7 protein-coding genes are annotated in these 13,019 nt (G+C 63.9%); 4 read left to right on the forward strand and 3 right to left on the reverse strand.

Annotated elements, in window-relative coordinates; translation table 11 throughout:
* A partial coding sequence (locus P9M14_16085; protein ID MDP8257266.1) for a hypothetical protein occupies positions 1 to 2,590 on the reverse strand: 2,590 nt, incomplete at its 3' end.
* A 430-nt stretch (positions 2,591 to 3,020) separates the two neighbouring features.
* Here P9M14_16085 and P9M14_16090 point away from each other — a divergent pair.
* Genes P9M14_16090 through P9M14_16100 form a run of 3 tightly spaced genes read left to right on the forward strand, consistent with a single transcriptional unit; the run spans position 3,021 to position 8,512 of the window.
* Positions 3,021 to 4,166: an aminopeptidase gene (locus P9M14_16090; protein ID MDP8257267.1), complete on the forward strand. Its 1,146-nt coding sequence runs from the start codon at positions 3,021 to 3,023 to the stop codon at positions 4,164 to 4,166.
* Between the two features lie 6 nt (positions 4,167 to 4,172).
* The gene (polA, locus tag P9M14_16095; protein MDP8257268.1) at positions 4,173 to 6,827 is read left to right on the forward strand and encodes a DNA polymerase I; all 2,655 of its coding nucleotides are present in this window, start codon (positions 4,173 to 4,175) and stop codon (positions 6,825 to 6,827) included.
* A 35-nt stretch (positions 6,828 to 6,862) separates the two neighbouring features.
* On the forward strand, positions 6,863 to 8,512 hold the full coding sequence (locus tag P9M14_16100) for a hypothetical protein (GenBank protein MDP8257269.1): 1,650 nt from the start codon (positions 6,863 to 6,865) through the stop codon (positions 8,510 to 8,512).
* On the opposite strand, the gene P9M14_16105 is transcribed toward P9M14_16100, so the two are convergent.
* Positions 8,451 to 10,451 (reverse strand): glycosyltransferase family 39 protein, encoded by a 2,001-nt coding sequence (locus tag P9M14_16105; protein MDP8257270.1) that lies wholly within the window; start codon positions 10,449 to 10,451, stop codon positions 8,451 to 8,453. The two genes, P9M14_16100 and P9M14_16105, sit on opposite strands and share 62 nt — an antisense overlap.
* Positions 10,452 to 10,501: 50 nt before the next feature.
* Between P9M14_16105 and P9M14_16110 the strand changes: the two genes are divergently transcribed.
* On the forward strand, positions 10,502 to 12,136 hold the full coding sequence (locus P9M14_16110; protein ID MDP8257271.1) for a DUF2079 domain-containing protein: 1,635 nt from the start codon (positions 10,502 to 10,504) through the stop codon (positions 12,134 to 12,136).
* Between the two features lie 146 nt (positions 12,137 to 12,282).
* Here the strand turns inward: P9M14_16110 and P9M14_16115 are convergent, their stop codons facing one another.
* Positions 12,283 to 13,017 (reverse strand): HNH endonuclease, encoded by a 735-nt coding sequence (locus P9M14_16115; GenBank protein ID MDP8257272.1) that lies wholly within the window; start codon positions 13,015 to 13,017, stop codon positions 12,283 to 12,285.
* Positions 13,018 to 13,019: the final 2 nt, after the last annotated feature.

Here is a 13,019-nt window from a genome sequence, read left to right on the forward strand (position 1 = left end):
GCGATATCGCAGCCTCGGTGTTGTTCAGCGGGTCCTTGTTGATTAGCACGATCGCCAGGCTCTCGTCGTGGCCGTAGGCTTGGGCCGTGATGTAGGGCGTGCCGCTGAGCTTCACGGTGTTCCAATCGCGCGTGCCGTACTGTCCGGCGGTCTCGATGGTGCGGTAGACCGTGCAGTCGGAGTCCTGGCACACGTCGACCGCGATCTTGGGCGCGTACAGCGCCGGGTCGCGGCGCAGGGTGACGTAGTCCCAGACCGCGTTGCCGCCCAGTTCTTTGGCTCCGGGCTTGCGCCGCAGGAACACATGGAACTTGGCGGTCTGCTCGCGGTCGTAGAGTGTGATCTGGCGCGTGAGCTTGGTCCAGCCGTGGCTGTCGAAGATCCCCAGCGGATTGGCGGTTTGGATGTACTGGTCCGCGGCGTTGCGTGCCTGGACCTCAAGCGTCGCGTTGCTCAGCAGGTCTTGGGTGCGAATGTAGCCCTCGAGCAGGTACGCCGATGGATCCTCGGCCCGCAGGTAGTAACGCTGGTACACGTGGTAGTAGTTGGGATTGCCGGTGAAGGTCACCTCGGCGCAGCGATCGCCCTCGAGGCAGTCGCTGTCGATCACCTCGGTGTTGGTCAGCGTGCCGTTGGGCCACCAATAGAGGTTGTCGTAGGCGCCGACGTCGGAAAGCTCGAAACTCGGATCGCACAGCAGGTTGGGGGTGTGCACGTCCAGCTGGTCCGTGCTGGTGCTGTAGGTCAGTGAGTAGCGGCTCTCTGGCTCGACCTCCACGGTCTGGAACAGCACCTCGGTGTAGGCCGGGTTGTTGTTCGGCGCGTCGGCGAACTCGATTTGCAGCACGCAGTTCTCTGCGCCGCACTCCACCGAGGTCGATGCGCCCGAGGGATCGCCCTGGTAGGTCCAGCCGTTGAGGTCGTCCTCGAAATCGCCGTTGGTCAGCAGGTTGGCCGACTGGAACGGATCCTCGTCGTCCGGGGTGAGGGTCATCCGGTCGAAGAAAGCGCTGCCGCTGATGTAGTGCTCGATGTCGGGGTTGTGGATATTGCCCGGGCCGCAGGCGTCGACCCCCACGCCGATTTCGCGGTGACGCAACATGCGCACGCGGATGAAGGACTCGTCCGCGCCGGTGGTGATCGAGCCGTAGGCCGACACGCCGTTGCGACCGACGTTGTCGAAGGTCAGGACTTTTACGTCGGTGACCAGCGGGGTCGCGGCTTGCAGATCTTGGACCAACATCTCGAACAGCAGCTGATTGGGCCGCGAATAGGCGCCGCTGTTGTCGGGTTGGATCATGCCGTACATGCCGCGCGGCAGTTCCTCGTCGGTGTCGGCCAGGTTGTGCAGCGAGGCCATCTGCACGGTCTGACCCAGGCGGCTCAGGCGCACCAGCACGTCGGCGTTGAACATCGCACCCAACAGCGAGTAGCGCAGGTGGCGGAACGGACAGGGCGGCGGTGTCTGGCCGGGGAAGTTGGTCTCTTGTTCGGCGAAGGTCAGGCCGGTATTGAAGCTGGCGATGGCGATTAAAGTCGAGCTCGACCGCGATGGCTGATCCTGCCACACGTAGTCCTTCAAATCGTTCAGGGCGGTCACCCTGGTCACCAGCTCGCGCGGCGCGGCCAGCGTGGCGGCGACTATCTGTTCCAGCAGCAGCTCGAGGTCGCGGCCGTAAAGGTCGCACAGCTCGGGCGCGAAATCGGGACGCAGGAAGTGGATCACCAGATAGTCCGGCCAGTATTGGTCGTCTACGCCCGAGTCGACGAAGGTCCGTAAAAACGCCTCGGCCTCGTTGGCGTCGCGCACCTCATAGGCATCGGCGCCGATCTTGATATCGGGGTCGACCGCTTTCATCGCCTGGCTGAACTCGAGAAACGCCTGGGCGTAGATCTCGGGGCTGATCGCCTGGTAACCCTGGGAGACCGCGCCCTCGGTGCCGAAGCCCTCCCACGGCTGGGAGTCGAGCTCCCAGTAGGTCACGCGGTCCTGCTTGTCGGTGCCGTTGATGTAGGTCACGTAATCCACAGCGCTCTGGATCACCTCGCTGCCCGCGACATCGGCGGTGATCGGATCATAAAGCGAGACCTGCAGGATCGGCTCGGCCCCCACCTCGCGGGCGAAGGTCAGGAATTCGTCGGTGCCAAAGGGGATCAGCACGCCGCCGGAGCCCACGCCCTGACGCCAATCCATCTGGCGCACCTGCATGCCGCCTGGATAGCGTAGCGTGGCCAGGCCGGCCGCTTGGGTCAACGCGAGCACGTCCGGCGCGTAGCAGCCGTAGATATCCTCGCCGCAGTCTTGGGCATCCGGATCCCACACACCGCCGCCGTTGGCGCTGAAGTGGCCGCCGCTGATTACATTGGCGCCATAGAACGAAGGGCTTACCGTGCTCAACGATAGATCGAGATCAATTTCGATAATCGCCTCGCGGTCGGCCATGTCGCTCAGGTGCTGGCGCTCGCTCTCGTCGGCCAGCCCCGCGTTCGCATTGCCCGCCGAGCAGACCAGGGCCGCGGCTGCCAACACGAACAGGGTTGTCGTGAGCCGGAACGGTCTGAAACAAAAGGATTTAGGTGGTCGTGACATAATCGACCCTCCTCATTCCCGGCCCCATTGTAGAGATACAGCGGGCGATCGGCATGCACAGCGGATGCGGGCCGCGCCCAGGCACGTAAAACCCCAGATGGTAATTGTAAATTTTTCCGACTTAGATTGTCAATCGACCAAGGCACAGTACAATCCGGATATTCACCCACGCAAGCGCATGTTTTTTCAGCAAATGGGATCTTCTGCCGCGCTGTTGACCGGTCGCGGAGGCGGCTTTGAGCCGCCCGCAAAGCTCGCGTATTGCGCTGGTCGTTGGCCAACGAACCGCGCCGCGTCGTGCAGAGCAGCGTTGATCTTAAGCGTGGAGTGCTTCCTTGTATTTGCGGCACCTTGCGCGCCTCGTTGACGAAACCTCATGAATAATCCAGGCTAGGTTCAGATGCCGTCGCACTGCAGGAGGAGGTAACCAATGCTGGATCCGCGCGTAACCGAGCTGGCCGAAATCCTTGTAAACTATTCCACCAAGGTAAAAAAAGGCGATACCGTGCTGATTCACGGCGTGGGCCTGGAGACGCTGCCGATCGTCAAGCAGCTGCATAAGCTGGCCCTGTTGCGCGGCGCCAAGCTCGTCAAGTACGAGTTCATCGTGCCCGACATTGAGCTGGATTTCTACAACCTGGCCAAGCCCTCCCAAGCGGCCTACCAGCGGCCCCACGAGCTGGAGTTTATGAAGAGCGTCGATTGCTTTATCGGCGTGCGCAGCCCTGAGAACTCGATGGTCTTTGCCAACGCCGAGGTCAAGAACATGCAGGCCGCACAGAAGGCGACCCACGCGATCCTCGACGAGCGCGTGCGCAACTCGCGCTGGGTGGTCACACGCTTCCCGACCCAGGGCGCGGCCCAGGACGCCAAGATGAGCCTGGAGCAGTTCACCGAATTTTTCTTCCGCGCCACGTGCATCGACTACCCGGCCCTGCGCAAGCACCAGCAGCAGTTGGTGCGGATCATGTCGCGCACCGATCAGGTGCAGATCAAATCCGCGGACACCGACCTGCGCTTTTCAATCAAGGGCATCGGCGCGGTCAACTGCTGCGGCGAGCGCAACGTGCCCGACGGCGAGGTCTTCTCGGCGCCGGTACGCGACTCGGTGGAAGGCTACCTCACCTACAACTGCCCGAGCATTTACCAGGGCCGCGAGTTCAACAACGTGCGCCTCGAGTTTTCCAAGGGCAAGATCGTCAAGGCCGAGGCCGGAGCGCTGAGCGCCGAGCTGAACAAGGTATTCGACACCGATCCCGGCGCGCGCTACATCGGCGAGTTCGCAATCGGCACCAACCATGCGATCACCACGCCGATGCGCAACATCCTGTTCGACGAAAAAATCGGCGGCTCGATCCACTTCACCCCGGGCATGGCCTACGACGAGACCGACAACGGCAACCGCAGCGCCGTGCACTGGGACTTGGTCAAGGTGCTCAAGCCCGAGTACGGCGGCGGCGAGATCTGGTTCGACAATAAGCTGATCCAGCGCAACGGCGAGTTCGTGCATTCTAAATTGTTGGCGCTCAACCCGCCCAAGGCCGCCAAGGCCAAGGGTCGCAGGAAGAAAAACTAGCACCGGATGTCCGACAAGCTGACACTGGTCGACGGCAGCGCCTACATCTTCCGGGCGTTCTACGCGATCCGCCATCTGAGCAACAGCCGCGGCCTGCCCACCAACGCGGTTTACGGTTTCGTGACCATGCTGCGCAAGCTGCTGCGCGAGCGTCCGCCACAGGCTGTGGCCGTGGTCTTCGACACCAAGGCGCCGACCTTTCGCCATGAGATGTACTCCGAGTACAAGGCCAACCGACCCGCGCCGCCGCCTGAGCTGGTGCCGCAGTTCGAGCTGGTGCGGCGCGCGGTGCGCGCGTTCAATCTGCCGTGCCTCGAGCTCGACGGTTACGAGGCCGACGACCTGATCGCCACGCTGGCCCGGCGTGCGCAACTCAGCGGCTGGCAAGTCGAGATCGTCAGCTCGGACAAGGATCTGTACCAGGTGGTCGGCGATGGCGTGCTGCTGTTCGATCCGCTCAAGGACCGCGAGATCGGCCCGCAGCAGGTTAAGCAGCGCTTCGGCTCGGTGCGCCAAGCTGTCGACGTGATGGGCCTGGCCGGCGATGCGGGGGACAACGTGCCCGGCGTACCCGGGATCGGCGAAAAGACAGCGCTCAAACTGCTGGCGCAGTACGGCAGTTTCGATAACGTGCTCTCGGCCGCGGGAACGATCAAGGGCAAGCTCGGCGAACGGCTGCGCGAGCACGAGCAGCAGGCGCGGCTGAGCCGCAAACTGGTAACTCTCGATTACCATGTGCCGCTTGATGTTGATTTGGACGATTTAGCGCTATGCGAGCCCGACCAGCAGGCGCTGCACGAGCTGTTCAGCGAGCTGGAGTTCGACGCCCTGCTGGCCACGATCTCCGATGCCAAGAGCGTGGACCAGAGCAACTACCGGCTGATTCTCGACGAGTCGCAGCTGCAACAGGTTGTGGAGCAGATCCGCGCGGCGGGCCGACTGAGTGTGGATACCGAGACCAGCTCCGAGCGCCCGATGCTCGCCAAGCTGGTCGGCGTCAGCCTCTGCTGGGAAGACGAGTCCGCGGCCTACCTGCCCCTGGCGCACGACAGCGAGGGCAGCGAGCGCCAGCTCGAGATGCAACGGGCGTTGGAGATCCTCGGTCCGCTGCTGCGCGACCCGGCGCTGCCCAAGGTCGGGCACAACATTAAGTACGACCAGATCGTGTTCGCCAACGCCGGGATCGAACTACGCGGCGTGGCCGGCGACAGCATGCTCGCCTCCTACCTGTTGGCTCCGGATAAGCGGCAACACAACCTGTCCGAGGTGGCGATTTCCACGCTGGGGCACAGGGCCACGTCCTATACCGACGTCTGCGGTAAGGGTAAGGCGCAGATCCCGTTCGCCGCGGTGGCGCTCGATACCGCGCGCGACTACTCGTGCGAGGATGCTCATCTGTCGTGGCTGCTCGAACAGCAGCTTAGCGAGCGGCTCGAGCAACAGGGCCTGGAGAGTCTCTACCACGAGCTCGAGGTGCCGCTAATCGACGTGCTGGCGCGGATGGAGCGCCAAGGCGTGCTGCTCGAGCGTTCGATCCTCGAACGGCTCTCGATCGAGCTGGCCGGATCGCTGGAAATTCTGCGCGCCAAGATCTATCGCAGCGCGGGCGCGGAGTTCAACATCCAGTCGCCCAAGCAGATCGCGCCGATCCTGTTTGAGAAGCTCGGCCTGCCGGTAATTAAAAAGACCAAGACCGGCCCGAGCACCGACGTCAGCGTACTCGAACAGCTCGCGCCGCTGCACGAATTGCCGCAGATGCTGCTGGAATACCGCAGCATGTCCAAGCTCAAAGGAACCTATGCCGACGCCCTGCCCGGGCTGATCAATCCGCACACCTTGCGCATTCACACATCGTTCAACATGACCTCCACGGCCACCGGTCGACTGTCGAGTTCGGATCCGAACCTGCAGAACATCCCGGTGCGCACGCCCGAGGGGCGGCGAATCCGCGAGGCGTTCATCGCGCCGCCGGGCTGCGTGCTGCTCTGCGCCGACTACAGCCAGATCGAGCTGCGGATCATGGCGCGGCTCTCCGGCGACGCGGGGATGTGCGACGCGTTCGAGCGCGGCCAGGACGTGCACCGTCGCACTGCGGGCGAGATCTTCGACAAGCCGCCGGACCAGGTCAGCGACGAGGAACGCCGCCGGGCCAAGACCATCAACTTCGGCATCATCTACGGCATCAGCGCCTTCCGCCTCGGCCGCGAGCTGGGGATCGAGGTCGGCGAGGCCAAGCGTTTCATGGACCGTTACTTCGAACGCTACAGCGGCGTGGCGCGCTACATGGAACAACAGGTGGAGCAGGCGCGCGAGCACGGCTACGTCGAGACGCTGCTCGGCCGCCGTCGCGCGTTGCCCGACATCAACGGCCGCGACCACAACATGCGGATGTTCGCCGAGCGCGTGGCGGTCAACACCCCGATCCAGGGCACAGCCGCTGACATCATCAAGCGCGCGATGCTCGAGGTCGACCGCGAGATCGGGCGCGTCCAAGGCGCGCGGATGCTCTTGCAGGTCCACGACGAGCTGGTGTTCGAGGTGCCGCAAGAGCGGGCCGATGAGCTGTCCCAGCTGGTGGTCGGGCTGATGAAGAGCGCTTCGTCGGAGGTGCCGATCGAGGTCGATGTGGGCCGCGGTCGCAACTGGGCCGAGGCGCACTGAGCCGCAGGCTGATCTGGAAAACGTTGGAGGGTCGGATGAACAACCCAGGCAAGGTCGGGCTGCTGGCAATCGCCGTCTGTCTGCTGTTTGCCGTGCCGGCCGTGGCCGATGAGGGCCTGCTGTGGTCGATCGAACTCGACCGCGCGCCGAGTTCGATCTGCCTGTTGGCCAACGGCAGCTACCTTGCGATGAGCTTTGAGGGACGTATCGATTTATTGCGCCGCGGCGACAACGGCGAGGCGCGCTGGACCTACAACTCCGACGATCCGGACGCCGAGCTGCTGCTGCGCGCCGACCGCTTCGACATCTATTTCTACGGCCTTGAGTTTGGCGACGAATCGTGGTCCGTGCTGCGGTGGTCCACCGGATCAGCTGATCCGCTGTGGCGCACGGAGCTGCCCGACGATTTGGAGCCGATCGGCCTTAATGGATTTGCCGTTGATTCGCGCGGCGAGCTGGCCGCGGTGCTCGCGGCCGATAGCGGGGACAACGCGGTGCTGTTGTTGATCGACCACAGCGGCGAGCTGCAACGCTATGAGCCCGAGTCGCTGATTGCGCCCGCCGCGCTGTCGCTGAGCTCGGGCGGCGCGCGCGCGGCGATCCGGGGCTCGCGCATCGTGCTGCTCGACCTCGAGGCCCTCGCGCCCCTAGCAGCGCTGGACGCCGAGCCCGAGTCGAGCCTGGCCCTATCCGGCGATGGATCAATGCTGCTGTTGGCCGAGGCCGACTCGCTGTTGCTCTACCACTACGCCGATGGCGCGCTCGAATCGGTTTGGAGCTATGAGCTGGCCGAGCCGACGAGGCGCGCGGCGTACACGGTCCTGGCGCGCGACGGGGCCTACGGCGCGGCCGCGATCTTTGATCAGGACGACCCGTTCGCCCTGGAGTTGCTGTTCGTGCGTGACGGCGATTCGCCGCTGGTCAACGCTCTGAGCCTGACCCCCGGACAGGGCGAGCAGCTTGACGGCATCGCCGATTTGGCTGCGGACGACGACGCCGAGTTCGTGCTGCTGGCGACCCTGGGATTTGAGGGCGAGCAAAGCGACCACGAGCTGCTGGCAGCCCGGCGCGGCGAGGGCGCGGCGCTGTTCGCGTTCAACGCTGCGGGATCGGCCCTCGCTGCCGACATCTCGCCCGGTGGAGTTTACGGTGCGGCCGCCGGTGTCATCGGGCATACGGACCAGCGCGAGGCGGGTGGCTGGTTGGCGATGTTCAAAATCGAAGAGGCCGTGCCTCCCCCGTCCGACGACGACGACGACGGCGAACGGCACTACGACGACGACTACAATGATGAAGACGACGCCGAGCTGCTGTCCGATCTGTGCGCGTGTTTCTGTGCCGTGACCTGCGCTTCCTGCATGTCTGAGGGCTGCACGTGCGGGGACGATGATGATGATGACGACGACGACGACGACATCGTGGACGACGACGACGATGATGATGATGACATCGTGGACGATGACGACATTGTCGATGACGACCAAGACGACGATGACGACGATGATGACGACGACACGGATGAGAGCGGCAACGACGATAAGTCGGGCTGCGGCTGCGCCCTGAACGTGCCTCCGTCCGGAGGCTCGCTGCCCTGGATCGTTTTATTCATGATCCTGTTGTATTTCAGAAGGTCGGCCGCGCTCCAAACTGCAACCATTCGCCGCGGTAATACGCCGGGGCGTTGATCAACCCCGCGGGCGATTCCCCGCGCCAGGCCGCGACGATTTCCACGATCTCATTCTCCAGCGGCAGTCGATACAGCGCGCACCAGCCGCCCCCCGCGTCCTTCAGCGCCCACAGGTTCTCACCGAGCACCCAGGCCGCAAGCGTACGCCCGGACGGCAGCGCGTCGATCACGGTCCACGGCATCTCGCTCCCCGCATCCAGGGGCTTGGCCCAGGCCCACTCGTAACGACGCCAGAAGATCGAGCGGCTGATTGCGGCCACATCCAGCCGCGCCTCGCTCTCGCGCGGCAGACCCGAGTCGCGCGGCACAAACACCACGTAGCGCTGGCCGATGCCGAAGAAGTTGCCCGAGCGCTCGCGCCAGCCGCTGAAACTTTGCGCGGGCACGTAGCCCAGACGGCCCGCGGCGAGTCTCGCCAGAAACCGCGGCCAGTGCGGGAACGCGGCGCGCTGGTACAGCGTCTGCCAGGCCAGGGCATTATCCACGATCAGCGCCTGTGGCGGCTGCGCGCTGCGCGTTAGCTCGGCCCCGCTGCGCTGTTGCGCCTCGGGCTTGACCTTCAGCCGCGGCTGGTCAAAGGGCAGCACCTCGCTGGGCGAATAGCTCCAGACCACTGCCTGCGGACCGAGGTGATCCAGCAGCCAGCGCTGCATCGGCCTGCGGCCGTCCGTGGCCAGGTCGGCCTCGAGCATCGCGACCTGCGCGGCCATGCCCAGGGCGCACAGCACGAGCAGCACGTTGATCAGCGTTCGCCGCAAGCTGGTTTCGGATTTCAGCCAACGGTCCGCCACCGCGCCGAATAACAGTAGGCCGATCAGATTCAGCGGCAGCACGTACTGGTAAAGGATCTGGCCGAACGGCACCTGGATCAGCAGGAACAACCCGAGCACCGGCGCGAGCAGTGCGGCCAGTGCCCTCCGGTCGCGCGCGCCCCAGACCGCGCCCCACAGCGCGGCCGCGCCGCCGAGTAGGTTGACCTCGAACAGCACCGCCACGCTCAGCGCGGCGATGGGCAGCAGGTTGCTTAGCGGGTTGCCCGCTTTCCAGAAGAACGAGCCGGACCCGGCCTCAGCGCTGCCGCCGGAGATGTAGTAGCGCAAATGCGCGTTCAGCGGACCCAGGTCGAGAAAAGCCAGGTTCGCCGCCAGGTAGATCGCCAGCGCCGCGCCGCAGTATGCAGCCAAACGGCCCAGCGCGGCGTTGCGCCGCCGTAGCGCCTGGTAGAGCATCAACGCGCCCCATCCCGCGCCGCAGGCCGCCGCGTACTCCTTGGTGGCCGCGGCCAATCCCACGAACAGCCCCAACAGCGCCGCACGCCGTAGCGTGGGCCGCAGCGCATCGCCCGCAGCCACGAACAGCGCGGCGCTTAGCCATAACGTGGTCTGCGGCGTGACCCCCGCGGTGTGCGAAAAGTAGACCTGCATCGGGCACAGCGCGCAAAGCCCCGCGCCGATGATCGCCGCGCGCAATCCGAACAGCCGATTGGCCGCCAGCAGCAGCAGCGCGATGCTCAACGCGCCGAGCAGCGCCGAGAACAAGCGCGAGATAAAAATCAGTCGGCCGGCAGTGCGCTGGTCGTCGATACGTGCGGTGTGCGACGCGCGGTCGAGCTGCACCCGGCCATCGGCGAGTGCGGGCAACAGCACGGGAAGCTGGGCCGCCAGCAGAGTCAGCGGCGGCAGCGTGCCGTAGACCGGCTCGCCCAGATTTGGAAACGTCGCCAGCAAAGTCAGAGGCGCGGACGGCGCCAGGCTGTCAAAGTAGGCCGAGCTTTGCGAAGGCAGCAGGAAGTTCACGCCCAGCAGGTTGAGCAACAACGACAGAGCCGACACGCACAGCACCGCGACAATCAGTGCCTTGCGGGAGCGCGAACGAGTGCGGCCTGCGACCATGCGGCATGCTAGCCCGGCGTCGATCGTGCGGGCAAGCAATCGCATGCGCCGCGCCGCTGATGACTTGGGCAGCGTTCCCCGTTAGCATGCATTCAATGGATCGAGGGAGCACATCGCGCGCAGCGGCAGTGCTGCTGATCGTGGCCATCGTGGCGCACACGATCATCTTCTCTTGGCTGCTGATCGACCGCCACCGGGCGCTGGTGACTCACGATCCGCGGGACGAGGCGGTCAACAACCAGATCATCTGGCACACGGCCCACGGCAATCCGGTGCTGAGCACGATCAAGGGCAACATGCGCTTTCACGGCCATTTCCGGCCGGTGTTTTTCGTCGCCGCCCTACCCTGGCTGGTCTGGCCCCACGCCTCGAGCTACTACTTCGCCACCAGCCTGACCATTGCCCTGGGTGCGCTGTGGGTTTTTAAAATCGCGCGGCGCAAGTTTCTCTCCGATTGGCAGGCCCTGGGCTGGTCCACGGCGTTCCTGCTTTTCCTGCCGCTGAACGAAATCAACCTGGGCAACTACGACCCGGAGGTGTTCGCGATTTTGCCGCTGGTGATCGGCTTCGACCTCTACCTGCGAAAGCGGCTGGGGCTGTTCATGCTCGCCGCGGCCGCGACCCTGGCCTGTAAAGAGAACCTCGGAATTGTGCTCGTGGGCTACTCGCTGCACGCGATGCTCTCGCGTCGCGGACTCAAATGGGTGCTGCTGCCCGGGCTGGTGGGCGCGGGCTGGATGGCAGTGTGCATCAAGCTGATCATCCCGCTGTATTACCCGATGCACAATTTCGTCTATCTGCGATTTTTACACGAGCAACCCAAACTCAGCGCACTGGTGTTGTACGTGGTGACCCAGCCGCTGGACGCCCTGGCCCGCGTGGCCTGGGCCGAGCACCTCGATCTGGCGCGCCGCGTGCTGCGCTCGGCAGGCTATCTGCCGCTGTTCTCGCCGCTGACCCTGGTGTTGGCGCTGCCCACGGCCGCGCTGGTCTTTTTGCAGTACCTGCCGGTGAACGCGCGTCAGACCCACCTGCTCACCGGCGCGGTGCCTTTCGTATTTCTCGCCGCGCTACTCGGCGCGCGCTGGATCTCCGACCGCCTGGGCCGCTTGCTTGCCGCGCGCAACATCGATTCGCGCGTTGCGGCGCGCGGGCTTTGTCTCTACGTGCTGTTGTCCTCGCTGCTGCTTAACTTTGGCTCGGGGATTTTCGGCCTGGGTCAGGACTACGGCGGGCCGGGCAGCCCGCCGGGCTCGGTCAGCTCGATCTACGATGGACGGAACTTCTTACAGACCGACTTCACGCGCAAGGCCGCTGCCGCGTTGGCGCAGATTGATGATCACGACAGCGTGATGACCAATGACCGCTTTTTGCTCGCACTCTCCGAGCGCGCCATGGTCTGGGAGATCGGCACTGCCGTGCGCATGCCGCGGCCCGACGTGGTGTTGATCAACCTCACCGGATTCGAGTGCCACAACTGCACCTACAATCCGCTGCTGCCCGGACACCTGGAGATGCTCGCTGACTGGGCCGAGTCCGGCGAGTATCAATCGCTGTGCGTGGACCAGGAGATCGTGTTCATGCGTAAAAATCGCGGTGCGGGTCGCGGCGATCCGCGGCCTGCGGCCCTGTTGCGCGTAATCGCCGAGGTCAGGCGTCAGGAGTTGCATCAATCGCTGGCAGCCCAGGCGCAACTGGGCTGGCGCAACATCAGCCAGGGCAGGCCGTAAGGGGGAGGGGCTTCGCACGGTGAAGAGAGGGCGCGGGGAATACATCGAGCATTCGGGGGGCTCTTCCCCTTGCGCTCCAATGCTTAGCAGGGAATTCCTGTTCTACCTCCACGCACTACATGCGGAGGTGTCCGCGGGGCGAGACCTCATATTTTACCCCCGTAGGCCAAACCATCTGGATTGGGCGTAGGGGAAACCAGCGTCATTTTTGCCGGATCAAAACAGCCGCTCGCTGCAGTCCCATCAAACGCTCCCACCAACCGTTGCTGCATGTCTAAGTCGCCGTTGAAAACGGTCATCCATACGCTGAAAAAACCGCTTGCTTCAGCAAGCTCAACAGCAATTGTACGAAGACTCTGATTTGCGGGATCGTCATCGATGAGCCGCTTAGCTTCTTGGGCTTTCAAGAAGGCTTCCATACGCTGGTCATAGCGGTCGATGGCTACCGCTCTGCCGTTTTCATCTGTAATAAGCGGACCCTGCTTGTCCAAGCCGACAAGTTTGAGGGTGTTCGCGGCGGCGGAGCTGACAGCGGAATTCAGTCCGTTGCGAACCACAACCGTGCCATCCTGGCGATAGCAGTAAGCTGCAAAGGTATTATCACGGTCAGGCAACAACACTTCGGACAAGACGACATCCTTATCTCTCTTGGTCGAGTTGCAGTTGACGCAAGCCAGCAGGAAGTTGTCCCATCTTCCACTAAGGTGAGCATATTTTGGGAGACCCTTGGGCTGGATGTGTTCAACCGCGAGTTGCGTCGCTATCCGGCGTTCGCAATAGCTGCAGTAGCTCCCCAATCGACTGATCAGATACGGCTGAGCCGCTGCATAATCCTTGAAGTCTTTGTTCTGTGGTGATGCATTGCGTCGTATCGGCCGCATCG

This window comes from Candidatus Alcyoniella australis (assembly GCA_030765605.1).
GTDB lineage: Bacteria > Lernaellota > Lernaellaia > JAVCCG01 > Alcyoniellaceae > Alcyoniella > Alcyoniella australis.